We start from the raw sequence: 23,347 nt of genomic DNA, 5'->3' as shown, positions 1-23,347 counted from the left end.
GGCCATACTGCCGCCATCGCCGCGCCGTGAGCAGGCTACCATCGGCGCCGTGGCTGGAGTGTCGCTGGCGGGCGCGCTGCTGATGCTGGCCTTTCCGTCCATCTTGGTGTTGCTAGGCGTGTCGCCGCGTCTGGCCGGGTTGATTATCGGCGCCAGCATTCATGATGTCGCTCAGGCAGTCGGTGCTGGCTACATGCTCGGAGTGGAATCCGGCGATGTCGCCACGATCACCAAGCTTATTCGCGTCGCATGGCTGGCTCCGTTGGTTCTGTTGGTCGGCATTGCCTCGCGTGGGGAAGGCGAACATCGAATCATCCGCCCGCCACTATTTTTGTTGTTTTTCCTGCTATTGCTCGGTCTCTCGGCACTAGGTCTGTTGCCGCCAGATCTGCGCCGTCCGTTCGACAATCTGTCGCGCTTCTGCCTGTTGGCGGCTATCGCCGCCATGGGCTTGCGGACCTCGCCGCTGGCCTTGCTGCGTTACGGCGGCCCGTCGCTGCTTCTGGTTGCAGCTCTATCGCTGCTGGCCATTGTCGTAGCGGCAGCCGGAACCGCACTAGTATTTCTAGTTGAACATTGACCTCTAAAGAAAGGAACGGTCATGATACCGCGTTCGATCACCAAGCTGCTCGTTGCCAATCGCGGCGCTGCGGCCACCCGAGTTATCCGCGCTGCCAAGGCGATGGGCTTGCAGACCGTGGCGGTATACTCTGAGGCCGATGCCGCTTTGTCCTATCTCGCTATGGCCGACCAGGCCGTGCCGATCGGCGGCTCGCCACCGCACCAGAGCTATCTCAATCAGGAGGCGTTGCTTGAAGTGATGCGGGATACCGGCGCTGATGCACTACACCCGGGCTATGGTTTCCTGTCTGAGAATGCCGATTTCGCTTCCAAGGTGGAAGCTGCGGGCGCAATTTTCATCGGCCCGTCGCCACGGCATATCGATGCCATGGGCCACAAAGCGCGTGCGCGCGATTTGATGGCAGCGCATGGTATGCCGGTAGGTCCGAGTAGTCCTGTACTGGGCACAACGGCAGCTGAAATCACTGCTGCTGCTGCTGCGATTGGCTATCCAGTGATGGTAAAGCCGGCCGGTGGCGGCGGTGGCATTGGCATGCTGGCAGCGACAGACGAGGCGGAATTGCTTGCGGCGGTCGAGCGGGCCCGTTCCATGGCCACGCGCAGCTTCGGGGTTGCCGATGTCTATCTGGAAAAACTTCTGTTGCGACCGCGCCATGTGGAATTCCAGATTCTAGCCGACCGTGCTGGTAACACTGCTCATGTCTTTGAGCGCGACTGCTCAGTGCAGCGTCGGCATCAGAAAGTGATCGAAGAGGCGCCGGCACCTGGCCTGGCGCAAGTGGTGACGCGCAGTATGGCCAATCAGGTGGCGAGGATCATGGCGGATATGGGCTATGACACCATCGGCACGGTGGAAACGCTTCACACTGAAGCATCTGGCTTCGGCTTCCTCGAAGTAAATACACGACTGCAGGTGGAGCATGCGGTGACTGAAGAAATCACTGGCCTCGACTTGGTGCGCTGCCAGATCCGCCTGGCTGCCGGCGAGCCATTGAGCGATGTTATCCCGGTGATGCCGGAACCGCGCGGCCATGCCATTCAGGCGCGGATTTATGCCGAGGACCCGGTACGGTTCCTGCCATCGCCGGGTCCGCTGACGGTTTTCCGCCTAGCCACGGGCACCGGCATTCGCATCGAGACAGGCTATGCAGAGGGCAATACGATCACGCCATATTATGATCCAATGATTGCCAAAGTGATCGCCCATGGCGCGGATCGCGAGCAAGCGATTGAGCGGCTCGACGCTGCACTGGCGGCGAGTCGGATTGAGGGTGTGAAGACAAATATTCCGCTGCTACGTGCGGTTCTGGCCTTTCCGGCGTTCCGGGCTGGCGCGGTGCATACTGGCTTGGTGGCCGAGGTGCTCGAGATGCAGAAGGCGGCCGCCTAGAGTACCAGCTTCTGGTAGCGCCTAAAGCATTCCCGCGCATTCCGGATGTTGGCCCGTTTCAGCTGTTCGGCATCGTCAGCGCGGCCCTCGTTCATGGCGGTGAGGACACCGCGATGTTCCTGTAGGCCTTCGAGCGCACGACCGGGCACAAGGATTAGTCGGCGCACCAGAAAGCCGGTGCGCTCAAACAACGAATCCAGCATCGAAGTCAGGATCGGGCTGTCGCAATGGATGATGATCTCGCGCCGGAATGTGCCGATCAGCTCGGCATAGGTTTCGAGGTCTCCACCGCGGATCATCTCCTCCGCCCGATCACCGAACTTTTCCAGCATGTTGTTCCATGAGCCCGGCTTCGTATTTGCGGTTGCGCGCCTAACGGCAGCACCCTCTAGCACTTCACGCACATCGTAGATTTCGAAAACCTGTTTCGGTTCTAGGCGCATCACTACAGCACCGCGATTGGGGATACGCTCGATCAGGCCGCGTTGTTCGAGTGTACTGAATATCTCGCGGATGCGAGCCCGCGAGACATTGAATTCCTCGGCAAGATCGTTCTCCCGCAGCTTGCTGCCAGGCGCTAGTTCCTGCGATGCGATGCGATCGCGCAATAGTTGTAGGACATCGGCGCTAGGTCCGGCTGGAGGTTTCATACTTTTAGGGGCTTTGGTCATGACGCCGCTGCATATTAATTCAATATCTAACTAGGTCGAATAATAATGGTAACACTTTTGTCGACAATGATGAATAGTCCGATCGGAAAGAATCTACCGATGGTTGAGTAGCGATGCATTGGTTAGTTTACGCACGGACATAATTGCTAGGTAGAAAAGTGCGGGCTAAAGTCGTTTCCAGCCCGCGCCGATCTTGATCCAGCCGAGATCCGCGACTTTCTGCCAAATATCTTTCTCAGTGATGTGTTGAATTAGGCGCCCATATTTCCGGTATCGCCTTGTCTGGCACAGGTGTCGGCGAGATTCATGGGCCAGAATCTGATCGGCAAGTCGCCGCGCGATATCAAGATTGCCGAGGTGGCTGCGGTGATGGAAAGTCAGTATCACAGCGCCCTGACCGACCGCAGGCCGCCCCCTGTTGTTTTGCCGAAACAACTTCTAAAAGAAGGCCTTGGAGCGTTTTCCCCGAGTCTTGCGGAGCCTGCGAGTCGTAAGTGACCTTGAAGACGGCACCCCAAACTGACATCGACGGCCAAGCCAGAGTTGGGTAAAATTAAGCTGGAGCCCGATTCCCATGACAACCTCGCTTGAAGCCTTCACGCTACGCCCTGTGGACCTGACCAGTCCGAACTGGAGTACGAGCACTCACAAGTCACGCTGCACTGTATTCGCACGTGATGAGCCGTCGGCTCGTCGAATTGCGAGCAACGAATTCTGTATTGCCGTCGCTCGTACAATGGGACGTCCGCTTCCTACCAGTCCATGGCTCGATGAGGATGAGGTCTTTTGCACCATCGCCAATATTCCAGGTGGGATTTCACCGGACATGGAAGGCATTGTCGTCGTCCCCGACTAAGGCAGTGTGAGCTTCTATCCCGCCAACCAATGCACTCATTCTCTTTGGCGGTGATCCCCACGGCAATTTCTGCCTGATCGTAAAGCGGCCCTTGAGGTACTTGGCAACTACGATTTGAACTGCCCCTAGGTCAGGAGATAAAGCCGATCCCAGATTGAGGCCTCCATGATGCTTAATGCAGAAGCTGCCATCACAATGGGTGAGCCAAGTTTAAATTAGTATCTCTTGAAGACCGCAGATCACGGTCTATAGGTAGGCCAAATTTGATCCGTGCGAATATCTAGATTGGCAATCAGCAGAACCCTCATCAGTAGATTTTCAGCTTAGCTCCTGGCTGGTAGAACTCCTGGCCCATCACAAGTAACTTCGATCATCTCAGTTGAGGTGCAGCGCATACCCCGCCGATCAGATAACCCAAGTGCTGCATTGCTGTAGTCCGTCTAAAGGGGCTGCGAATATGCTAGATAAATACATAATCGACATATACGAGACCATGATATTCACTTACGCCTCACGGCCGGTACCCGGCGTCAGGTCTCATAGATGCCACAGAAAAGCATATTGATGGTCGCACCATCATCGGAGAGCGGCAGAATTAGGCGTTCGTAATGCCAGAAGGATTGGTCGGCGGCCAGCAACATCACATGATCGCAGCGCGGTCGGCGATCGGCCACCACCTGGCTATACTGAGCCTCAACTCCTGCGGCGATTTCGGGGGTGCGGATATCGCTCGGCGTTTTCCCGGTCAGGGATTGGCCGTGGATTTTATCGACGCCAGTGCCAGCCAAGCGATAGCGAAAATAAGGCGCCGACAGCAGCACGTCGATCAGAAAGACATGCGGTAAAAGACCGCCTAATTCAATCGGATCGATATCTCGCCGCGCCGGAAACGCTCGCGTACCACGCTTGCCATCCCAATAATCATAGAGCCGTAGTAGGTTGCTGCCGCAGTGCTGGCGGCGCTGATCGGAGCATCGGGCACAGAATGAAAAACGGGTGGGGGCGGTTAAACCGAGCATAACGCTTGGGAACTGGGGAGATGGGAAAAGCCGACGACGCTGGCCGACTGCTGCGCCTGTTTGGAATGGAAACTTACGACTCTGCCCTGCAGGCCATGGCTCGGCGTGACATGGGGCGGCACCCAATAATTAAAGCCGTTCCTCGCCATGTTCTTCACATGAGCGAAGGTTTCTGCGCCACCCTGTGCACTACCCTGAATGCGCTGCCGGAGCAAATGGAACACTGTACGCGACAAATCGGAATACCACTCACTGCTATGCGGTTGGCTCTGCACATTCCCTTCCTCGTAGAGGCGGGTCCGGCAGAAAATGTCATTGACGTAGGCAACCCACCCTTTGAGGTCAGTCTTCCTGACAATGATCTCGCTGTCCGCGAACCTGTGTTGCCGGTCGGACGACTCAATACGCTGCATTTTACTCTCTAAAAGTAAAAATACCCCGTATCTAGTTTGAGGTCTATTCTACTAACCGCTAGATTCTAGGGGTGCCGTCTCAGTGACCGGCGCAGTCGATCCCCGATAAGCGTCCAGCCGAGGCAGTTGACGTGCGGATCGAGGGCAGGTGATCAGGTGGTGCGGAGGTTTTTGGCGGTGGCGACGTCAATTTGCCTGGTAATTCTAGGGCAGCAGTTCGTCCAGTAGGTGCTGTAGTTAGCTCTGGGCGATGCGTTCCAGCGTCTGGGGCAGCCAGGCATGCGGATTGATGTCATTGAGGCGACGGGTGGCGAGCAGTGTTGCGATGGTCGTCCAGGTGAGGCCCCCGCCGTCGGATCCTGCAAAAAGTGGGTTTTTGTGCATGATGGTCAGCGGCAGGATCGCGCGTTCGACCGTGTTGTTGTCGAGCTCAATTCGACCGCCATCGAGGTAGCGGTTGAAGACCTCGACCCGGGTAAGGGCCATACCGGGTCGTCTCAGCCAGCTTCGTGCTATCCTTCGCAGATCCACTGACGCTCGGCCGGCTGCAGTCACGGATCTCCGCCTCGATCGTCTAGAGCCTAGCCATGCGGATGACCGTCTTGGCGATGGTTGAGATGCCGGCATCGTGCAACATATAAAAGTATCGGCACAGATGGCTCCAGCATGTCGCAAGCGTCAGCGAACCGCCCGCCTTGTCAGGCGCGATAAGAGTAAAGTAGTCAGCATAGCCTCGACCTGCAGCAGCCCGCCGATGTCGGCCAGATGACGGCAAACTCAGGAGCCGCCGCGGCTCTCCCCAAAATGGTATGCCACTATCGGCGGATTGCTACTGCCACGGGGAGGATCATCGTTCAGGTACGTCTTACCAGGCCATCTTCATCTTGCCCGATCCACGCGCCAGGGTCGGCAGGGTAGTTTCATTGACCAAAACCTGTTCGTTCACACCCTACAAGTGCATTAGTCAGCTCTTATCACTTGTGGACATGTGATGAATTCGCTGAGCTGCAACAGATCTTAGCTGGCATCAGCGGCGTTTGTATCCGTTGACCGTCATATTCATGCACCCTATTCAGGCCACTTCAATGAAGAGAGATTATTCTTCGATCAGTTTTGGTGTGGAAATAATTCTATAGAAAAGTTTCTGACATCCTAACAACGGTTTGGCCCAGGAAATTGGCATTCTGCAAAACAGCGTGCACTTTGAGATTGGCATCAACTGAAATTTCTCTTTCAGCCAACCATGATGCCGTTTTACAAATCTCACTCAATATTGTCCCGAAGAGAACGAGTCTTGGGAGCGGCGTATGCTTTGCCAAATTTGCTAACTCAATGCCGTTATCTCCAAAAGGCAATAGTGCATTATCAAAATGAGATACTAGTGCTTCATGTAAATCCTCAGAAGCCACAGGATATCCGATCTCCATCGTTATTCGCGCGGAAGAAAGGTTAAATAAAACCAAAAGCAATTCTTCAATCATAGCGCTCCAAAGTTCAGCCTGGTTCGGGCTGAATATCATTTCGTCACTCAGCGATATACGAATGAGGCCGTCAAATCCCAATGCGATAGATTTCTCTACTGCAGCAATGATGCTGGGCCCCTGCAAATCATTCTCCTCTATAGTTTGGCGACACAACAAATGTCACCATAAAAGCTCAGAAACAGATCGAGCCACAATCATTCCAGCGCTTCATCGATGAAAGAAATCTTACGCAATTATTACCCTAATCAAGCAGAAATTCCGTTGAACACAACGCTTCTCTTGGGCAGCAACAAATGCCACGCCAGCACTACCCAATCGCATCCGCCGATCAATCTAAGCGGAAGAAACCGACCAGACGGGCGAGTTCAGTCGCGTGGTCAGCCAGGGCCTGGGCCAAGGCCGAGGCCGAGGTTTCCTCCACCAGGGCACCGTTGCGCTGGGTCATCTCGTCCATGCTGTCGACCGTGGCGTTGACCTGTTCCAGACCGGCGGCCTGTTCGCGGCTGGCGGCGGCGATCTCGGCCACGATATCCGACACCTTCTTGATCGCCGTGAAGATCTCGGTCAGCGACTGACCGGTGCGGCCGACCAGGCTGGCGCCGGTCTTGACCTGCGCATTGGATTCCGTGATCAGCTCCTTGATGTCCTTCGATGTATTGGCCGAACGCTGCGCCAGCGCGCGCACTTCCTGCACCACCACCGCAAAAGCCCTTGCCAGCCTAACCAGCACGCGCGGCTTCGACACTGGCATTGAGCGCGAGAAGATTCGTCTGGAAAGCGATTTCGTCGATTGGGCCGACGATATCACTGATCTTGCGGGCGCTCTCCTTGATCTGCGTCACCGCAGTGACCGCGTCGCTCACCACGCTACCGCCCTTTTCGGCGGTGTCGCGCGCGGCGACGGCCAGTTGATTGGCCGCCTGCGCGTTGTCGGCATTCTGCTTCACCGTCGTGGTGATCTCATGCATCGAGGTGGCCGTGTCTTTGATGCTCGCCGCCGGCGATTCCGTGCGGCTGGCCAGATCCTGGCTGCCCGAAGAGATTTCGGCCGAGGAATCGTTTACCGCACTTGTGGCACGTGCCATGCTTTGCATGGTGTCAGCCAGTTTTTCGCTGGTGGTGTTGACGTTGTCTTTTAATGTCCTGAATACCCCGTGGTAATCGCCGCGTACGCGCCGTGACAGGTCGCCATCGGCGAAGGAGCCCATGACATCGGTCATTTCTTGCGCCATGCCCTGCAGCATCACCACCAGACGATTGAGTTCGCGACCGGTGGCAAGAAAGAAACCGTCCTTGCCATTTTCATCGATGCGGCCATCCAGATCGCCGGCTGCGATCTTACTGACCAGGCCGGAAATCTTGGCGCCGGCAGCGGCTTCCCGGGCACTCTGTTCCGCGTAGAGCCGTTCAGCCGCCATTCGTTCGGCGGCAATATCGGCGGCAAGCCGATCGCGCTCTTCCGCATTGGCGCGGAAGGCCGTGAGGGCCTTGGCCAGGCGACCGATTTCATCGTCGCGCTTACCGGCAGACACCTCGGTGCTGAGATCACCTGCGGTGAGCCGGGCCGTGCGCTCGGTGAGCAGATGCAAGGGACGCAAATATCGGATCGATAGAACGACAAGTCCGGCGGCCGCGATGGCGACCGTCAGGATGAGAACGGCAATGGAAATGCCCTGCCGCCAGTGCGCCGCGGCGATCAGTTCGTTGACATACCGATTGCTGGCGAGAATGGCTGCACCATGGATATCAACAAAAATCTGCAGGGCGGGATTCGATGTGGCCGACCAGTCGCGCGGCTGCATCCCGGTCAATTCGCCGGCAGCGGCCTTGGCGGCGACAGTATTACGTGTCTTGGCGTAAGTATCGAAAAAAGCCGTCTTGCCTGCGGTGATTGCGGTTCGCAGTTCTGGCGGGGCGTCGTTGCCGCCGTTCAGCTGCTGAATGCGCTTCCAGGCGAAATCGACGCGTGTCTGCTGGTCGAATGATACCTGCTGCTTCTTGCTATCGAACGGGGTGGTTCCAGCTACGGCCGCACCGAGCGCCGCGCGTTCATGTCCGGTGTATTCCCGCATTGCGCCGGCCAGATATTTTGTTTCCGTCATCAAGGCGATAAACGCATCCTGCGTGGAGGCTTCCGAAGAGATTCCCTGCCATAAAGTTTGCATGCGCAGCACACCTGTGGTTGCCGCCGGATATCAGCGCTGGAGCAAGGCATCCGGGCGTTCGCTGCGCGGCAGCTTGAGCGCGGCATCGGCCTGATTTCGCAACGGCTGAATTTCCTCGGCCGACTGCCGGACGGCGGCCAGCAACGCATCGCGACTATCGAAGGATAGAGTGGCGACGGCTGCCATCGCCTCGGCCATTCTGGCGCTGGCGCGGCCGCGAGGCTGCGCGATGGCGGCTGTGGTATCGGCAGATGCTGCTGCCGTTGCTAGGAGTGCCATCTGCGTCAGGCCGCGCTCCACACTCAGTTGTTCGACTGCGATCAGAAGGGCATTCACGGCTTTATCGAAATCGACGCTGCGCTCGGCAAAGGCGAGCCGACGGCTGCTCTCGGCCAGGGTGTTTCCGAGAACGACGATCAGTACCAGCGTCAGACCGCAGAAGATCAACCAGGCAAAGGCCCGCAGTGTCATTGATCGCATTCTAGATTTCTTCTCCCGCACTTTTCATCACCATCGGAACGGTGATGCCAACTTTTACGAGTTAGCATTTAATCGTGTATGGCGATGATTGATTTTGGGCATCAGTGGCTTTGAACCGGCGGATCTCGGCACTTGCAAATGTTATGATTTGCATTCGGTTTAACTTTGTGGATTCTTAGGCTCTTCTGGACGAGATGGGTAGTTGTTCCCATACCAGCATCGGCTTAAACATGGTGAAGGTTTGTGCGAAGGATATTACCCGCACGTACAACTCTACCTTCGAGGTCACCCGAATGGTTATCGACTCGCTGTCTCTCTTGGAGTGGCCCGCAATGGGCGGCGATAACGCCACCATTGCCACAGGTTCATACCAGTCCGCGCCGGGTTCACGGCCTTCGGGCGATCAGTGGTATCGTGCATCGGCTGCGCGAGGGCTGTCGGTGGCAGGCACTGAGCCAGAATAGTATCGTCATAAACCAAGCCTCTTGACCGGCTTGAATCACAAAATCTCAATTGAGTACTGATCCTAGATTAATCTTAACGGCCCCAAGGTCAGAAACCGAATAAGTCTGGCTCTTCGCTTTCAAGCCATTGGGAAGGCCCGTCAGCCCAAGCAATCAGCAGGGCACCGTATGAGGTGCTTATCTGCAGTACGGCTTCTGGAGCCAGTACTGCGAATCCGCCAACAGATACGAGATTTTGATTAATTAAGACGGCGCCACCTATCACAAAAATGTCGACCATGCCCTTGCACAAAAATGGGTGGATCTGTGCTCCGGGGAGGAGCTGGAGGCATACCGCTCTTCGGTTGTGAGGAGTTAGAAAGTAGTCAAAAATCAGGCGCCGCCGGACGAGCTTTTGTCCGGTAGTTTCCCAAGGCAGGGAATCAAGATTGATATTGCGATCCGGTAAGATATCGGAGTTGGCGACCTGAATTTTGCCACGCATAGCGCCGGTATGAACGGTTGGCGCCCGCGTCGAATCATCATCGAATAGGACAGATCCATCAAGGCGGGATGCCGTTAGCGTGCGGCGATAGGCAATCGCTTCATGCGTGGCTCCGGCGAGATTGAGGCCGTAGTCCCCTGTCTGGACTGAGCCCTGGTAGTCCGTTAGACCACCGTCCAAAAAGTAACTGTGCGCGACATCTAGGTGCTGATGAAGGCCTGTCGTAGCCATGGCATCAAATTCCACCATCCCCAGAAATCGGCCTGTCACCTCGTCACCATAAACGGCGGCTAGACGTTGACCGGGACGAGCGGATTCGACCCATCGTAGTTCGCTTTTTTGAACAATCGCGACTCCATCGCGAATACGAGGAATGAGAATTTGAAGGTTCATGTCGTTTCCGTTCGCAAAAAACTGCTTGTCAAAACAATAACAAATGTTATTAAAAATGCGAAGCAGAAAAATGTTATCGGGACAACAACCTGAATCAAGGGAGGAATCATGAAGAAGATGCTGATATTGTCAGTGGCCTTGTTGGCGCTGATCGCTACGGACTTGTGCGCGCAGACACTGAGAATTGCGCATGTCGCTCCGCCTACCAGCTCATTTCAGGCGGCAGCTATACGCTTCGAGCATCACCTAGCACAACTCTCGAACAGAACAATGAATGTTGAGGTGTATCCGGCTGGACAACTCGGCTCGATCGGTGAGCTTTGGGGGCAGGTGCGAGCGGGCAGCGTCGATATTCAACTGATCGATTTTTCTGCAGTCCTATTCCTCAAATCCGCGAAGGACTTTTCCGTTCTCTCTATCCCATACGCCATACGAGACCAGGCGCATTGGCGCTCCTATTTGAAGAGCGACTTATTCCGTGAAATGGCGCAAGTCGTCGAGAATGCGGAAGGATTAGTCTATCTCGGCTATCTGGGGGATCGTCCCCCGCGGGCTTTGACGACGCGCGCGACCCCAGTCCGCTCCGTCTCTGATATGAGAGGGCTAAAAATACGGGTACCCGAAACGCCAGCCTTCATTCGCGCCTTCGAAGCCTTTGGGGCTAGCCCGACGCCTGTAAAGGCGGCTGAACTGTATAACGCTCTACAGACCGGTCTAGTTGATGGCCAAGACAATGGGATCATCGACGTTGTCGCGGCCGGATACACGGAAGTACAGAAGTATTATATGCCGATTGACTATATGCAGTCTGGCATTGCGCTCTGGATGAACGGCAAGACTTTCTCGAAGCTGTCGGGCAATCAGCAGCAGTGGTTACGGGAGGCATGTCTGCGAACCGAAGCAGACCAAAATGCGAGCTTGGCACGGGAAATGACGGAAGCAATGGAAAAAGCGAGAAGCAAAGGCATGGAGATTGTCACCGTTGATCTTTCCGGCTTCCGGAATGCGGGGGAAAGACTTCTGCAAGAGCAGGATGGAAAAGCATTCGCGGCCGGCCTCGGTCAGCGGATTGCAAAAATCAAATGAGCTCTGTCACCCGAGTTGTATTGATGCGGCGTGTCCGCATGATGCTGGTTACATCATTCGGCACCGTTGTCGGGATGTTGGTTCTGTCTGTCGTATGGCTTGCGTTGATGCAAATGCTACTGCGGTATACTTTCGTTACATCTCTTCCTTGGGTTGAAGATGTCTCGATCCTGCTTCTTCTTATGGCGACTTGGCTAGGATCGGCTTTGCTCTGGATGACGCGAGGGCATATCGCAGTAACTGTTTTGACGGACCGACTGTCGACACGGACGCAAGCGATTCTGCAACACACCGCTGATGTCGCTGTAATTTTTGGAGGAATGGGGCTGGCATTCTCTGCGCAGACTGCGATGGGGGCATTCAGCGGCATCGAAATGGGAAGCCTGCCTTTTGATAGCTCTGTTAAATATGTGCCAATTATGGCCGGCGGCGGCCTTCTAGCTTCGGCTGGCTGCATCAACTTATTATGCAAAGATGAAATCATATGATTTGGCCGCTATCGGTCCTCATATCTGGGATGCTGAGTGGAATGGCCATTGGCTGGCCAGTGTTTTTCGCCATGGCGATCGCCGGTTTATTGGTCTATTTGCTTTATCCGAATGTGATGCCGGATTTTATTTTCGCTCAGAGTTTCGTTAACGGTCTTGATAGTTATTCTTTTGCCGCCATACCATTTTTCTTCCTAGCTGGCGCAATCATGAATGCTGGTGGCATGAGTAGACGACTGTTGAACTTTGCGCATGCATTGGTTGGCCACATTCGTGGCGGCCTCGGGCATGTGAATGTTGTTGCAAACGTGGGGATGGCCGGCGTATCAGGATCAGCCGTAGCCGATGCGGCGGCTATTGGCTCTATCTTGGTGCCGGCTATGAAGCAGCAGGGATATTCAGGCGGGTATGCCGCAGCCGTTACGGCTGCAGCGGCAACAATCGGTCCAATCATTCCGCCATCAATTCCATTCGTATTGTTCGGCCTTCTGACGCAGGTTTCGGTTGGAAAGTTATTTATTGCAGGGATAGTTCCTGGTTTCTTGATGGGCATTGCCCTGTTCGCCACAACTTGGTGGATTGGACGCAGGCGATCCTATCCCGCCGAACCATTCCGCGGCTGGCGCCATGTTTGGGCAACTGGGCGAGACGGACTTCTCGCTCTTGGTATGCCGGCGATAATCGTTTTCGCGAAAGTCGGAGGACTGGCAACGACAACTGAGTTCGGCGCGGTCGCAGTTATGTATGCGGCGGCCGTCAGTCTATTTGTCTATCGAGAGTTGACTGTTCGGGGATTGTGGCTAGCCGTTCGGCAGGCAGCCATTGAGGCAATATCGGTTCTTTTGATCGCTTCAGTCGCCGGTATCTTTGTATGGATTACGGCGCGCTTCGGTCTCGGGCGAGCATTGTCGTCATGGATTTCAGGGATCACTACAGACCCCAAAGTAACTTTGTTCATTGTTGCCGCTCTCATACTCGCGCTTGGCACAGTTCTTGAGCCTGTCATAATATTATTGGTACTAGTGCCAATTTTGGTTCCGGTAGCAATCGGTGCTCATATTGATTTGGTTCATTTTGGTGTTGTAGTCGTTATGGCAACCACAATTGGTCTGATTCTCCCCCCAATCGGTTTCCTGATATATTTATGCGGTCGTCAAGCACAGGTCTCCGTCGTTGAGGTGGTTCGGGAACTTAGGCCGTTTCTGGTTGCCTTGATCTTTGTTCTGATGACAGTAGTATTTGTTCCCGAAGTTTCGACTTTTCTTCCTCAATTGACCGAATAGTGGGCCGTAGCCCACGCGGATGAACGAATTTCGCGATAATGCCCAGATCGAACAAAAATACAGCCTCCAAGCCCCTCGTTAATCTGACCGAATCAGTTGCTTTTCGTCTTCTATTAATTGGCAATCTTCTTGCTAGGCCATTTATCGAGCGCATAGCCCCTCAGTATGACCTGAGTCTACCCGAATGGCGCTGCATGGTTGTTTTAGCGGCCGAACCTGGATTGTCGAATAAGGAGATTTCGGAAAGAACGGGTCTGGATGCAATGTCAATTAGTCGTGCATTGCGCAGGCTAAATCGGCATAGGAGACTTGTTGTTGTATCTCATCCAATCGATGGTCGGCGTAGCATCAACAAGCTTACCGAAGCGGGGCTTGGTATATATATAGAGATTGCGACAAGCGCAGCGCAGCGTGAAACAGAGATGCTGAGCGGCCTAACGGTTCATGATGTGAAGGCTATTGTGCGCGTCTTGGAGCAAATCGAGAGGTATCTTCGCCTCGATCGTTCATGTTAACTGTCCTAGTCGCGGGGAAGCTGGCGGTGATGAGGGTGCCCTTGCCGGGTTCGCTGTCGATGGCAAGGCGGCCCTGATGCGCCACGACGAAGGCGCGCACCAGCGACAGGCCGAGGCCGACGCCACCGAAATTGCGGCTCAGGTGAGCTCCGGCCTGCTCGAAGGGATCGAAGATGCGGGCTTGGTCCTGCTTGGCGATGCCGATGCCGTAATCGCGCACCCAGAGCTGGATCTCGTTGCTGGCCGGCTCCAGCCTGGCGCCGACCTCGACCGGCAGGCCGCCGGGGGAGAATTTCAGGGCGTTGCCGACCAGGTTGATCAGGATCTGGCGCACCAGCCGTGCATCGGCATGCAGCGCCGGCAGGTCGTCGGGCACGGCAACCGTGATGCTTGCCGAAGCGGGTCCGAATTGTTGGCTGGCCAGGCGGATGCTGGTGGCGATTTCTTCTGCCAGATCGACCCGGCTTTCCTGCACCACGATCTGGTTGGCCTCGATGCGAGCGAGGTCGAGGATATCGTCGATAATGCCGAGCAGATGACAGCCGCTGTTATAAACGTCGTCGATATATTCATCGTATTTTGGCGAGACGGATCCGAACAGTTTGCGCCGGATGATGTCAGAAAAACCGATCACGGCATTCAGCGGCGTGCGCAGTTCGTGGCTCATATTGGCGAGGAAGGTCGATTTCGCCTGGCTGGCGCGCAGGGCGGCGTCGCGCGCCGACGAGACTTCGCGGAACAGTTCCTCCAACCGGGTATTCTGGCTCTGCAGCTGGCTGCTGGCCTGTTGCTGCTCGGTGACGTCGACCAAGAACAGGGCGCGGTCGCCATGCGGCAGGTCGCGCAGGCTGGCTCGAGCCCAGCCGCCATTCGGCATCGGCAGCACGGGGCGCCCGGCATCATCCGCCACGGCGTCATGCGATGTCGTCAGGTCGGGCGGCAGGCCGGCGCGTTCGAGCAGCGGCTGCAGCGCGCCATGCCGCTTCAGGTCGCTTTCGGCCAGGCCCAGCAGGGCGGGGAAGCGGCGGCTCCAGAGCAGCATCCGGCCGGCATGATCGAAAAAGACGAAGGCTTCGCTGCTGTCGGCGATGTCGAGCAGTTCGTCCTGCGCCTTGCGGATGCGGTCGTAGAGCGCGGTGTTTTCACTGCTCAGCCGCCAGTTCCGCACCATGATGCTGTGCAGTACGCGGTTGGCGACGATCATCGCGCCAACATATCCGACGATCAGCGCGGCCATGCCATAACCGATCACGCTGCCTTGCGTCAGGAAATATACCGCATAGGGCCAAGCCACGTTGACGATGAAGGCGGCACCAGCCGCCGGCATCAGGGCCAGCGCCGGGGCCGAACCGCCGATGACGCCGGCGATCACCGCCACCAGCAACAGCTGACTGGCTGTATCGATCTGCGGCATGCCGAGAGCGCCGGCACCCCAGACCAAACCGGAAAAGCCGGCGACCATGATGTCGACCGGGCCCTGCCAGCGCGGCGCCGCTGCGGCGCCCTGCTGACGGCGGATATACCAGTCGATGACAATGATGACGACGGCCAGCATGTGCAGCAGCCACCAGGCAAGGACCCAGTGATCCTGCAGTTGCTGCCACAGTAGCAAACAGGTGATGCTGGGGAAGCAGACCGTGGTTCCGGCATAGATCAGTAATATTTTTTGGAAACTGCCATGAAAAGCCGATGCCGGGATATCGATGGTAGTCGATATAGCCCTGACACTTCCGGGGTCCGGAGGGAAGAAGACACGATGGGGGCTAGAATCGGGCATAATCACTCGGAAGTCGTACCGCGCTATTCAACAGAGGAAACCGCTTCCCACGCAATGGTGCGTGACCATCCATAATCGGAATTTAACCTGAGCTGGAAGCCCCCCCAGGGATTGCCAAGCGCCTGATTATCCTGGAGGCAGGTCTCCGGCCCGGCGTGAGCCTGTTCGAGTTCATCAAGGGTAACGTCGTGACGCGGCTGTAATTCATCCGCCTGTGTCGTCTGTGTCCGCACAGCCGAGGATCGCGGGCAGATGAGCGCTGACCTTTGCTGGCGCACGGATAGCCTGAATCCTCAAACATTATTCCTGGTTCGGAGGAAACGGCCATGATCGCTAATAGCGCTCTTTTCATGGCCTGCCTGCTCGTCGGCTCGTATGGAGGCCTGCCACAGATTGGGGGCTTCTGCTGGAAGCTGAGTCGGAACAGCGAGTCGATACGAATCAACCATGCATTATCAATTAACTACCTCTTAATCGACCACAAATAGATATATGAGATACCAATCCATTGGCATCCTGCCGACGGAGACTGAACAGGAGAGCCGAGATGTTCCAGTTTTCCAGTGCGTCAGCGACTAGTGATCTGCGAGCGCAGTTCGATGCCATCAACAAAGCCCAGGCGGTGATCGAATTCGATCTCACCGGGAAAATCCTGCATGCCAATGAGAATTTTCTCAAAGCGTTGGGCTACACGCTGGATGAAGTGAAGGGCCAGCACCATAGCATGTTCGTCGATGCGGCCTATCGCGCCAGCGCTGAGTACAGGGCGTTCTGGGACAAGCTCGGCCGCGGCGAATACGATGCCGCGCAATACAAGCGCATCGGCAAAGGCGGTAAGGAAGTCTGGATTCAGGCCAGTTACAACCCGATCTTCGACAAGCGCGGCAAGCCTTATAAGGTCGTAAAGTACGCCACCGACGTCACCGAACAGAAGATGCTGATGGCCAATTACGAGGGCCAGCTCGCCGCGATCAACAAGGCGCAGGCAGTGATCGAATTCGATCTCACTGGAAAAATCCTGCATGCCAACGAGAATTTCTTGAATACGCTCGGCTATACGCTGGACGAGGTAAAAGGCAAACACCACAGCATGTTCGTCGAGCCGACCTATCGGGAAAGTACCGACTATCGTGAATTCTGGGCCAAGCTGGGCCGTGGCGAATACGACGCCAACCAGTACAAGCGCATCGGCAAGGGCGGTAAGGAAGTCTGGATTCAGGCCAGCTACAACCCGATCATGGATGCCAATGGCCGGCCTTATAAGGTGGTGAAATATGCCACCGACATCACGTCGCAGACCAAACTGGCACAGATGACCCAGCTCGCCGTGCAGCAGGTGCAGGTGGTGGTCGATGCCACCAAGGCGAACGACCTGACCCAACGGATCGATCTGGATGGCAGGGCCGGCGAAATCCGCTCGCTGTGCACCGGCGTCAACGATCTGGTCGATGCAATGGCTGATATTATCGGCGGTATCCGTGAAGCCTCGGAAACCATTGCGGCGGCATCAGCCGAGATTTCCACCGGCAGCCAGGATCTGGCGAGCCGGACGGAAAGCCAGGCGGCCTCGATTGAGGAAACCGCCGCCTCAATGCACGAGGTTACCATGACGGTGAAGCAGAATGCCGACAACGCCCAGGCAGCCAACCAGCTAGCGACCGTGGCGCGTGACACCGCCGAGAAGGGCGGCAGTGTCGTGGCCAATGCGGTCACCGCAGTGAACCAGATCGAGGAGAGCGCACAGAAGATCAGCGATATCATCGGCCTGATCGACGAAATCGCCTTCCAGACCAACCTGCTGGCGCTGAATGCCAGCGTGGAGGCCGCGAGAGCCGGCGAGGCAGGCAAGGGCTTTGCGGTGGTGGCACAGGAGGTGCGGGCGCTCGCCCAGCGTTCGGCCAATGCTAGCAAAGACATAAAGGCGCTGATCCAAGCCTCGAATACCCAGGTGAAGACCGGGGCAACCTTAGTCAATCAAGCCGGCGGCTCGCTAACCGAAATTGTTGGTGCGATCAAGAAAGTGTCGGATATCGTCGCCGAGATTGCTGCCGCTAGTCGCGAGCAGGCCACCGGCCTGGAGCAGATCAACACGGCCGTTGGCAGTATGGATGAAATGACCCAGCGCAACGGCGCCCTGGTGGAAGAGACCTCGGCCTCGGCCCAGGCACTCTCGGGCCAGGCTGAGGAACTGGCACAGCTGGTGCAGCGATACAAAACAAAGGATCAGGGCAATGCGGCTTATTCTGCGCCGCGCGCCACCTCGACAGGAGCTCAGCGCTCACCGCTGAAAGTCGTGGCCGATAAGCGACCAGTCGTCAAAACTGCCGCAGCGATGAAGACTCCATCCGCGCAGGGCAATGCGGCGGTCAAGACCGAAGACGGCAACTGGGCAGAATTCTGATGGACACGCTCATCGCTTCCCAAGCTGGCACCGCAGGCAATGCCGTGTGCGAATATCTCACCTTTGCGGCTGCCGGTCAGGAATATGGCATCGATATCCTGGCAGTCCGTGAGATCCGCGGTTGGACAGTGGAGAATCCGCTGCCTAACTGCCCACCGTCCGTCCGCGGTGTCATAAATCTTCGGGGCCAGGTCGTACCAATCTACGATCTGCGCATCCGACTCGGCGCCGAGCGCAGCACGCCGACCGCCACCCATGTGGTAATTGTGGTCGAAGCGGCAGCGGGTTTCTATGGCCTGCTTGTCGATGCGGTATCGGACATCATGTCTGTCGCCAATGGCGAACTTCAGCCGGTGCCACAAACCGGCATGGCAGCGGAGAATGCCTTTCTCACCGCACTTCTGCCACGAGATACCCGTATGGTGTCACTGCTCGACCTCGACCTTCTGGTTGGCGGTCGCGCGCCAGAATTCGAAGACGTTTCGCTGGCCGCAGCATAAAAGCAAGAAGCATCAACGATGTCACCCCTTGAAGCAGGTACAGCAACGCTTTGTGCGCGGTGCTCAGCAGTTAATCATCATCGCTGCAAAGCAAGTTTGCTGCGGCTATTTGAATATTGGGACACTAAGCGCGGGGAGCGGAGATTCCCTTCCCGTGCCGACATTGACCCACTAGATTTCCATGACTTACTGCCTAACATTTTTCTTATCGATGTATTCGAGGGAGAGCCATATTTTCGCTTCCGGCTCTCGGGCAGTAACGTGGATGAGATTCACGGCGAATATCTAACTGGAAAGTCGCCGCAAGACATCAAAACCGCTGAGGTTTCCGAATTAATCGAGAGCCACTTTCGCGATGTTCTCGTTGATCGCCGCCCGCGCTGTGACCATGTTTTTTTGTTAGCCAGAGATCAAACATACTGGCACTTTGAGCGCCTGATCTTGCCACTTTCAAACGATGGAACAAAAATCAACATGCTGCTTTGCGGGATATATCAAACAAATGGAACATAATTGCAACATGGTTGCTGAACTCCAATAACTCAACCGTCGCCAAGCCCACTCTGCAATTCGGGCCCTGGGAAAGAAGCCGGCGGTACTGTTCGAGTTTGGCAGCAGCATCACAGCGCAGAGCAATAATCTATCAGTTGTTGAAACAGACTTCAGTCCGACGTCAGCTTACCCAGCCGGACCATTGTCGAGCATGTGGTGCAGGATTAGCGGGGAATTAGCCCAACTCTTAAACCCCTCGCCCTGTTGCGTCCGCAGCTAAAGCCATTGTGTATCGTCTAGGCCCATGGCCTAGCAAATCCTGCCCGAGACCGCTCGATCAAGCTGGCGGCTTGATACTGCTCAGACAGCAACCCAGCACTACGTGCGGCGGAATCTTCGCCATCAGCGAAGACGAAACCGAGATAGGGGACATCGTGATCTGGCCGGAAGTATTCCCACAATACCGCCATGCCGTCCTAATCTCCCAGCTGCTATGTATCACCGGTAAGATACAGCGCGAAGGCCTGGTGATTCATCCGATCGCCGACAAGATCGACGACCTTACTGCCATGCCATTGAAGCTGAGCGACATTGCCGATCAAGGCGGCTTTGACAGCGGCCTCGCTCGTGCCGATAAAGCTCAGAAGTCCGTCAGGAAAATCGGCATCTCGACGAGTTTGGAAAGGGTGCTCCTGAATGGCTATAACATCAAAGAGCTACTCGTGAGAAGGCGCGTGAAACCATCAGTAGCTATTGACCGGCCACAGCATTTGTCGCCAATTCGCGTGAGGCCTAAAAATGGTTGGCGTTGGGGTTCGCCATCGACAATCTCTATGCAAGAATTTCGGCAGAAATATTAGCTATCGTTTCCCTAGAATGGAAAATCCATCTCAGTATGACATTCAGTTCGGTCCCCGCTAAGTACATTTTGTGCAAAATATACTGACAGATGATTTAGGGCGGGCGTGTGGCTAACTGAATTTCTTTTGGATGGTTTTTACTCCCCGATATTCTTTTAAGTTATTCGTATCAAGCCGAGTGTCCAAAAGTTTTTTGTTGCCGCTCGGCACCCCACCTGCGCTGCGACAGTGAGCCTGTATGTCTCCTCTAATAGAGCCCAAATCTGCATCACCTTATTGGCCACCGGGCCGGCAATATCGGGGTCGACTTTTGGGCAGATCAGAGCAGCAAGTCGGATATGGCAGTCTTGCACGACTCGGGCAAGTAGGAAGCGGCGCCGGACTGTTGCAGTAGTCGGCTCTCCCCAACGTTCGGTGACAGCTGCGATGAAAGCCTCCTTTTGACCCTCGTCTGCTGTCCCTGTCAGTCCGGCCTGGAATACCTGAAATGGTGTCGATGGGATCTCGCGGATCAGCCTGGCGGCATCAAAACCCTTATGCTCTTTCACAAAGGAGACGGCGTTCTGATACCTAGTCTCTAGTGAGGTAGAAATTTCATCTCGAAATGTCCCGAGATATTTGAACCGACGCATTTTAGCGAAGGCCGTTTCAATTGTATTAGGTTGGGGAAGTTTTCCGGCGCGCCAGTATTGAAGGTTTCGAATCCAATCACGTGCGTCTTCATCATGATCACTCGCATCCCAAATATCTTCGAGGCGACAGTTCAACAGGTCCTCCCACCACTCAACAACAACTTGAACGGGAAGGCGAAGGCGAGTGGGGTCTGACGGAGACGGGCGCGGTACGAACCAGAGATCGCCTCCGGCCATACCGGGTGCGACGTATGCCACCAAGCTCCAGAATGCATATTTGCGGGCGAACCCCGGTGCGAATACGTAGCTGAGAAGGTGCCACGCGACTTGCCTGTCGGTGGCGCCGTAGGTGCGGAGATTGTTCTCCACGACACTATAGAATTGGAATATCTCCTCGGCGGAAACGCTGAGGTCGTTCAGAAATTCGGGATCGTGCTCGTAGTCGATGGCATCGAAAATTCCACCGAGGATTTCAACAAACAGTTCGTTGTGCTCGGAAAGCCGTTTGTCGCGGGCTGCAAAGCGACGCTTCTGCACCGTTTGGAGGCGGCTCTGACCGAAAGATTGCTGAAGCTCAAGAAGGAGTGCCTCGTAGGAAGGAACAGTTCCCATTGCCTGTGCCCGAAATGTTTCCATCCGGGTCAGTATGGCGTTTGTCGTCGCAATTGGAAACGAAACGAGCCGTACACCAACAGAATCAGGTCGCAGGCGCCGGCTAGTTCGCCGCTGTACGGCTTGTTTCGTGGAGGGGCAGGAGGGGGCTGTGGTCGAGTGAAACAACTCGAACCGCAGAAAGGGCCGCCCAATGCACCATTTTGTCCCGGAAATTGAAGAATTGGTTATTAACTGGCACGTTACCGAGCCTTGCAACTTTCGGTGCGGCTACTGCTTTGCTGCCTGGGAGGGGGCAACTTCCAAAAGAGAGTTGTGGAAGGACAAGCGCGAGACAGGCCGTCTGCTGTCATCGCTTTACAGCTTTTTTGACCCGGAGAATCCGTCATCCCCGTTGCGAGAGCACCTGCATTGGCGCGGGGTGAGGCTGAGTCTTGCTGGCGGTGAGCCCACTTTACTCGGAGGCCGTCTGACGGAGATTGCAGGCCAGGCAAAGTCGCTGGGATTTCGCGTCTCTTTGATCACGAACGGTAGCCGTCCCAACGTGATCGTGGCGGCCGCCGAGCACCTGGACATGATCGGAATCTCAGTTGATTCCCCCAATCAAGAGACCAACAGGACCATCGGTCGGGTCGGTCCGACTGGAACAAGCGTGTCCGGCGATGACGCCATGGACATTGTTGCTCAAGTGAGAAGCATTAACCCCAACATAGTGGTCAAGATCAATACAGTGGTTAGCTCCGCGAATGCTGGCGAGAATCTGTCGAATCTAATCCTCAGGCTCCGCCCTAATCGCTGGAAGATTATGCGTGTGCTCCCAGTTCTGTCCGATGCCTTGATCATCGATACGAATGCATTTCGGGCCTTCGTCGACCGTCATCGGTCCTTCCAACATTTGATGACGATTGAGGATAACGCGGACATGGAGCGTTCCTATGTCATGGTCGATCCTCACGGACGCTTTTTCCAGAACGGTACTGGAAAGCAGGCTTATGGATACAGCCGGCCGATCCTCGAGATCGGGGCCAAGGTAGCCTTCGGGGATATTGAGCTCCGTCCGGAAGGTTTCGCTGCCCGCTACCCGAAAAGCCAAGACGGAAGTGTGGCGCAATGATGTGCTGCAGATTCTCTAAAGCGGGTAGTATCATTTCTACCAGGTGTGGTGTTCCTGCAGAAATTTCTGTTCGGCAGCAATGCACAGGCTAATGCACTAGTGACTATGGTTCAATTATTTTAGAGACAAAGCACTGTTGCTCTATTGCACCTGGCAGCTTTTGACAAAGCCCGGCAGCAGGGCGGCACCACCTGTAAAATCGAGTGACCGGATGCCAACAAATGTCGGGGCGTCGTAGCTGAACTGCAGCATGAGACCGATGGTTTTTGCTTTGCTAATTCTCGACAGAAGCCGCTCATCGAGAGTGATCGTCACATTCTCCAAGCCGTTGATTATTTGTGGGGCGCTGACCTGGCGGCTCTCCAGGCGGATTTGTTCTTGATCGATGACCAAGGAAGCGGCCCTCGCACCGAGAGTGTCGTTGTTGCCGCTAAATATCCCCATCAAGTGAAGGATGCCCTTGTCACAGCCGAAGATGATCTTCTCCATGCCGCGAATGGTCTCCTGCTGACCCCGGAGATATAGACCTTCCGGTATGCTCTCGATCGACCATTTCGGGTCCAGGACGCCATTGTTGACGACCTTATAGGTCAGGAGTTTTGCCTCTTTGAGCATATTCATATCGTCGCTTCCTGCAGCGACCATCTCGGAGAACAGTGCCGGATCGGCGCCCATTTCGCGGATATATGCGACGATGGCGGCGGATAGGATCTGAGCCTCGTCATCGTTCTGCGCTCCGTCGCCGACCCGGTAGAAACGATGGACCCCGTAGGCCGAATTATCTGCGATGAACCGGAATCGCCCGCCAAGATAGGCCAGGGCACAGGCGCTGAGACAGAAGCCGGGATTCATGATGCGGGTAGAATCCCTGGTGCCAATATGGACAGTGAGCGCGTGTTCGCGGATCAGGCGACCAAGCTCCATGCTCGCCAGGATATCGCCGCCCGGAGAGTTCAGGACGAGGCTCGACCCCTTCGGAATCCGGTGTTGCTTCAGAAAACCCCGAAATCGTTCGGCGACATCGTCGTCGATCTCGCCGTTCGCATAAATGGTCCAGGCTGTCCCGAATATTCCGGCCGGTTTGGGCGGGGGTTGTCCCTCAAAGGTCATAACTTCATCGGCATAGGCGAGGGGGCTGACAAGGGCCAAGGCGATGATCAGGAGCATCCAAGGTTTCATGACCTGG

At 55.8% G+C, this 23,347-nt stretch carries 25 protein-coding genes; 14 read left to right on the top strand and 11 right to left on the bottom strand.

Annotated features, from left to right (window positions below):
• Positions 1-580, top strand: a 580-nt coding sequence (locus OJJ21_RS03250) for a putative sulfate exporter family transporter (RefSeq protein ID WP_297683095.1), incomplete at its 5' end; no start/stop codon positions are given.
• Between the two features lie 21 nt (positions 581-601).
• Positions 602-1,972, top strand: coding sequence for a biotin carboxylase N-terminal domain-containing protein (locus OJJ21_RS03245; RefSeq protein WP_297683093.1), 1,371 nt, complete (start codon positions 602-604; stop codon positions 1,970-1,972).
• Here OJJ21_RS03245 and OJJ21_RS03240 read toward each other — a convergent pair.
• Complete coding sequence (locus OJJ21_RS03240; RefSeq protein ID WP_297683091.1) at positions 1,969-2,643, bottom strand: GntR family transcriptional regulator; 675 nt, start codon at positions 2,641-2,643, stop codon at positions 1,969-1,971. The genes OJJ21_RS03245 and OJJ21_RS03240 overlap by 4 nt on opposite strands.
• Positions 2,644-2,949: 306 nt before the next feature.
• Between OJJ21_RS03240 and OJJ21_RS03235 the strand changes: the two genes are divergently transcribed.
• Together OJJ21_RS03235 and OJJ21_RS03230 are read left to right on the top strand one after the other, a co-directional pair.
• Positions 2,950-3,141, top strand: a complete 192-nt coding sequence (locus OJJ21_RS03235; protein WP_297683089.1) for a hypothetical protein — start codon at positions 2,950-2,952, stop codon at positions 3,139-3,141.
• A 76-nt stretch (positions 3,142-3,217) separates the two neighbouring features.
• A complete protein-coding gene (locus OJJ21_RS03230) occupies positions 3,218-3,499 on the top strand; it encodes a hypothetical protein (RefSeq protein WP_297683087.1) in 282 nt (93 codons plus the stop codon).
• A gap of 530 nt (positions 3,500-4,029) precedes the next feature.
• On the opposite strand, the gene OJJ21_RS03225 is transcribed toward OJJ21_RS03230, so the two are convergent.
• Entirely contained in the window at positions 4,030-4,518 is a 489-nt protein-coding gene (locus OJJ21_RS03225; RefSeq protein ID WP_297683085.1) for a PAS domain-containing protein, read from the bottom strand.
• 20 nt (positions 4,519-4,538) lie between these two features.
• On the opposite strand from OJJ21_RS03225, the gene OJJ21_RS03220 reads away from it, so the two are divergent.
• A complete protein-coding gene (locus OJJ21_RS03220; protein WP_297683083.1) occupies positions 4,539-4,943 on the top strand; it encodes a hypothetical protein in 405 nt (134 codons plus the stop codon).
• Between the two features lie 225 nt (positions 4,944-5,168).
• Here OJJ21_RS03220 and OJJ21_RS03215 read toward each other — a convergent pair whose 3' ends face one another.
• The 6 genes from OJJ21_RS03215 to OJJ21_RS03190 form a co-directional block, all read right to left on the bottom strand.
• The gene (locus OJJ21_RS03215; RefSeq protein ID WP_297683081.1) at positions 5,169-5,417 is read right to left on the bottom strand and encodes a transposase; all 249 of its coding nucleotides are present in this window, start codon (positions 5,415-5,417) and stop codon (positions 5,169-5,171) included.
• A 644-nt stretch (positions 5,418-6,061) separates the two neighbouring features.
• A complete protein-coding gene (locus OJJ21_RS03210) occupies positions 6,062-6,538 on the bottom strand; it encodes a hypothetical protein (RefSeq protein WP_297683079.1) in 477 nt (158 codons plus the stop codon).
• Positions 6,539-6,743: 205 nt separating this feature from the next.
• Positions 6,744-7,145, bottom strand: a complete 402-nt coding sequence (locus OJJ21_RS03205; protein WP_297683077.1) for a methyl-accepting chemotaxis protein — start codon at positions 7,143-7,145, stop codon at positions 6,744-6,746.
• A complete protein-coding gene (locus OJJ21_RS03200; RefSeq protein ID WP_297683075.1) occupies positions 7,135-8,580 on the bottom strand; it encodes a methyl-accepting chemotaxis protein in 1,446 nt (481 codons plus the stop codon). The genes OJJ21_RS03205 and OJJ21_RS03200 overlap by 11 nt, the downstream gene beginning before the upstream one ends.
• 30 nt (positions 8,581-8,610) lie before the next feature.
• Positions 8,611-9,081 (bottom strand): hypothetical protein, encoded by a 471-nt coding sequence (locus tag OJJ21_RS03195; protein WP_297683073.1) that lies wholly within the window; start codon positions 9,079-9,081, stop codon positions 8,611-8,613.
• Between the two features lie 531 nt (positions 9,082-9,612).
• Positions 9,613-10,401 carry a hypothetical protein gene (locus OJJ21_RS03190; RefSeq protein ID WP_297683071.1) on the bottom strand — a complete coding sequence of 263 codons (789 nt, stop codon included), beginning with the start codon at positions 10,399-10,401 and terminating at the stop codon, positions 9,613-9,615.
• Positions 10,402-10,509: 108 nt separating this feature from the next.
• On the opposite strand from OJJ21_RS03190, the gene OJJ21_RS03185 reads away from it, so the two are divergent.
• The 4 genes from OJJ21_RS03185 to OJJ21_RS24385 are packed head-to-tail and all read left to right on the top strand — an operon-like array spanning position 10,510 to position 13,773.
• On the top strand, positions 10,510-11,487 hold the full coding sequence (locus OJJ21_RS03185) for a TRAP transporter substrate-binding protein (protein ID WP_297683069.1): 978 nt from the start codon (positions 10,510-10,512) through the stop codon (positions 11,485-11,487).
• 38 nt (positions 11,488-11,525) lie between these two features.
• On the top strand, positions 11,526-11,975 hold the full coding sequence (locus tag OJJ21_RS03180) for a TRAP transporter small permease subunit (RefSeq protein ID WP_297683067.1): 450 nt from the start codon (positions 11,526-11,528) through the stop codon (positions 11,973-11,975).
• A gap of 41 nt (positions 11,976-12,016) precedes the next feature.
• Positions 12,017-13,258 (top strand): TRAP transporter large permease, encoded by a 1,242-nt coding sequence (locus OJJ21_RS03175; RefSeq protein ID WP_297683065.1) that lies wholly within the window; start codon positions 12,017-12,019, stop codon positions 13,256-13,258.
• A gap of 38 nt (positions 13,259-13,296) precedes the next feature.
• On the top strand, positions 13,297-13,773 hold the full coding sequence (locus OJJ21_RS24385) for a MarR family winged helix-turn-helix transcriptional regulator (RefSeq protein ID WP_366092286.1): 477 nt from the start codon (positions 13,297-13,299) through the stop codon (positions 13,771-13,773).
• On the opposite strand, the gene OJJ21_RS03170 is transcribed toward OJJ21_RS24385, so the two are convergent.
• Positions 13,715-15,385 (bottom strand): HAMP domain-containing sensor histidine kinase, encoded by a 1,671-nt coding sequence (locus OJJ21_RS03170; RefSeq protein ID WP_297683063.1) that lies wholly within the window; start codon positions 15,383-15,385, stop codon positions 13,715-13,717. The two genes, OJJ21_RS24385 and OJJ21_RS03170, sit on opposite strands and share 59 nt — an antisense overlap.
• Positions 15,386-16,097: 712 nt before the next feature.
• Here OJJ21_RS03170 and OJJ21_RS03165 point away from each other — a divergent pair.
• The 4 genes from OJJ21_RS03165 to OJJ21_RS03150 all read left to right on the top strand — a co-directional run bounded on the left by OJJ21_RS03165 (position 16,098) and on the right by OJJ21_RS03150 (position 19,803).
• Positions 16,098-17,951: a methyl-accepting chemotaxis protein gene (locus OJJ21_RS03165; protein WP_297683061.1), complete on the top strand. Its 1,854-nt coding sequence runs from the start codon at positions 16,098-16,100 to the stop codon at positions 17,949-17,951.
• Complete coding sequence (locus tag OJJ21_RS03160; protein ID WP_297683059.1) at positions 17,951-18,451, top strand: chemotaxis protein CheW; 501 nt, start codon at positions 17,951-17,953, stop codon at positions 18,449-18,451. Before OJJ21_RS03165 ends, OJJ21_RS03160 begins: the two co-directional genes overlap by 1 nt.
• Before the next feature lie 18 nt (positions 18,452-18,469).
• Entirely contained in the window at positions 18,470-18,964 is a 495-nt protein-coding gene (locus tag OJJ21_RS03155) for a PAS domain-containing protein (protein WP_297683057.1), read from the top strand.
• Positions 18,965-19,377: 413 nt separating this feature from the next.
• Complete coding sequence (locus tag OJJ21_RS03150) at positions 19,378-19,803, top strand: hypothetical protein (protein ID WP_297683055.1); 426 nt, start codon at positions 19,378-19,380, stop codon at positions 19,801-19,803.
• A 155-nt stretch (positions 19,804-19,958) separates the two neighbouring features.
• Here the strand turns inward: OJJ21_RS03150 and OJJ21_RS03145 are convergent, their stop codons facing one another.
• The gene (locus OJJ21_RS03145) at positions 19,959-21,047 is read right to left on the bottom strand and encodes a hypothetical protein (protein WP_297683053.1); all 1,089 of its coding nucleotides are present in this window, start codon (positions 21,045-21,047) and stop codon (positions 19,959-19,961) included.
• A 193-nt stretch (positions 21,048-21,240) separates the two neighbouring features.
• On the opposite strand from OJJ21_RS03145, the gene OJJ21_RS03140 reads away from it, so the two are divergent.
• On the top strand, positions 21,241-22,161 hold the full coding sequence (locus tag OJJ21_RS03140; RefSeq protein ID WP_297683051.1) for a viperin family antiviral radical SAM protein: 921 nt from the start codon (positions 21,241-21,243) through the stop codon (positions 22,159-22,161).
• A 141-nt stretch (positions 22,162-22,302) separates the two neighbouring features.
• On the opposite strand, the gene OJJ21_RS03135 is transcribed toward OJJ21_RS03140, so the two are convergent.
• Entirely contained in the window at positions 22,303-23,328 is a 1,026-nt protein-coding gene (locus tag OJJ21_RS03135) for a hypothetical protein (protein WP_297683049.1), read from the bottom strand.
• Between the last annotated feature and the right edge of the window lie 19 nt (positions 23,329-23,347).

It is taken from the genome of Ferrovibrio sp. (assembly GCF_025869515.1).
Classification (GTDB): domain Bacteria; phylum Pseudomonadota; class Alphaproteobacteria; order Ferrovibrionales; family Ferrovibrionaceae; genus Ferrovibrio.
Note: the sequence above shows the minus strand (reverse complement) of the source record. Positions and strands in the feature narration are given on the sequence as shown.

Bases quoted from the DNA above. Each gene is read 5' to 3' on its own strand.
- OJJ21_RS03180 (WP_297683067.1), top strand. From the start codon at position 11,526: ATGATGCTGGTTACATCATTCGGCACCGTTGTCGGGATGTTGGTTCTG.
- OJJ21_RS03140 (WP_297683051.1), top strand. From the start codon at position 21,241: ATGCACCATTTTGTCCCGGAAATTGAAGAATTGGTTATTAACTGGCAC.
- OJJ21_RS03160 (WP_297683059.1), top strand. From the start codon at position 17,951: ATGGACACGCTCATCGCTTCCCAAGCTGGCACCGCAGGCAATGCCGTG.
- OJJ21_RS03215 (WP_297683081.1), bottom strand. From the start codon at position 5,417: ATGGCCCTTACCCGGGTCGAGGTCTTCAACCGCTACCTCGATGGCGGT.
- OJJ21_RS03190 (WP_297683071.1), bottom strand. From the start codon at position 10,401: ATGAACCTTCAAATTCTCATTCCTCGTATTCGCGATGGAGTCGCGATT.
- OJJ21_RS03165 (WP_297683061.1), top strand. From the start codon at position 16,098: ATGTTCCAGTTTTCCAGTGCGTCAGCGACTAGTGATCTGCGAGCGCAG.
- OJJ21_RS03200 (WP_297683075.1), bottom strand. From the start codon at position 8,580: ATGCAAACTTTATGGCAGGGAATCTCTTCGGAAGCCTCCACGCAGGAT.
- OJJ21_RS03220 (WP_297683083.1), top strand. From the start codon at position 4,539: ATGGGAAAAGCCGACGACGCTGGCCGACTGCTGCGCCTGTTTGGAATG.
- OJJ21_RS03230 (WP_297683087.1), top strand. From the start codon at position 3,218: ATGACAACCTCGCTTGAAGCCTTCACGCTACGCCCTGTGGACCTGACC.
- OJJ21_RS24385 (WP_366092286.1), top strand. From the start codon at position 13,297: ATGCCCAGATCGAACAAAAATACAGCCTCCAAGCCCCTCGTTAATCTG.
- OJJ21_RS03155 (WP_297683057.1), top strand. From the start codon at position 18,470: ATGTCACCCCTTGAAGCAGGTACAGCAACGCTTTGTGCGCGGTGCTCA.
- OJJ21_RS03240 (WP_297683091.1), bottom strand. From the start codon at position 2,643: ATGACCAAAGCCCCTAAAAGTATGAAACCTCCAGCCGGACCTAGCGCC.
- OJJ21_RS03175 (WP_297683065.1), top strand. From the start codon at position 12,017: ATGGCCATTGGCTGGCCAGTGTTTTTCGCCATGGCGATCGCCGGTTTA.
- OJJ21_RS03225 (WP_297683085.1), bottom strand. From the start codon at position 4,518: ATGCTCGGTTTAACCGCCCCCACCCGTTTTTCATTCTGTGCCCGATGC.
- OJJ21_RS03145 (WP_297683053.1), bottom strand. From the start codon at position 21,047: ATGGGAACTGTTCCTTCCTACGAGGCACTCCTTCTTGAGCTTCAGCAA.
- OJJ21_RS03135 (WP_297683049.1), bottom strand. From the start codon at position 23,328: ATGCTCCTGATCATCGCCTTGGCCCTTGTCAGCCCCCTCGCCTATGCC.
- OJJ21_RS03235 (WP_297683089.1), top strand. From the start codon at position 2,950: ATGGGCCAGAATCTGATCGGCAAGTCGCCGCGCGATATCAAGATTGCC.
- OJJ21_RS03245 (WP_297683093.1), top strand. From the start codon at position 602: ATGATACCGCGTTCGATCACCAAGCTGCTCGTTGCCAATCGCGGCGCT.
- OJJ21_RS03185 (WP_297683069.1), top strand. From the start codon at position 10,510: ATGAAGAAGATGCTGATATTGTCAGTGGCCTTGTTGGCGCTGATCGCT.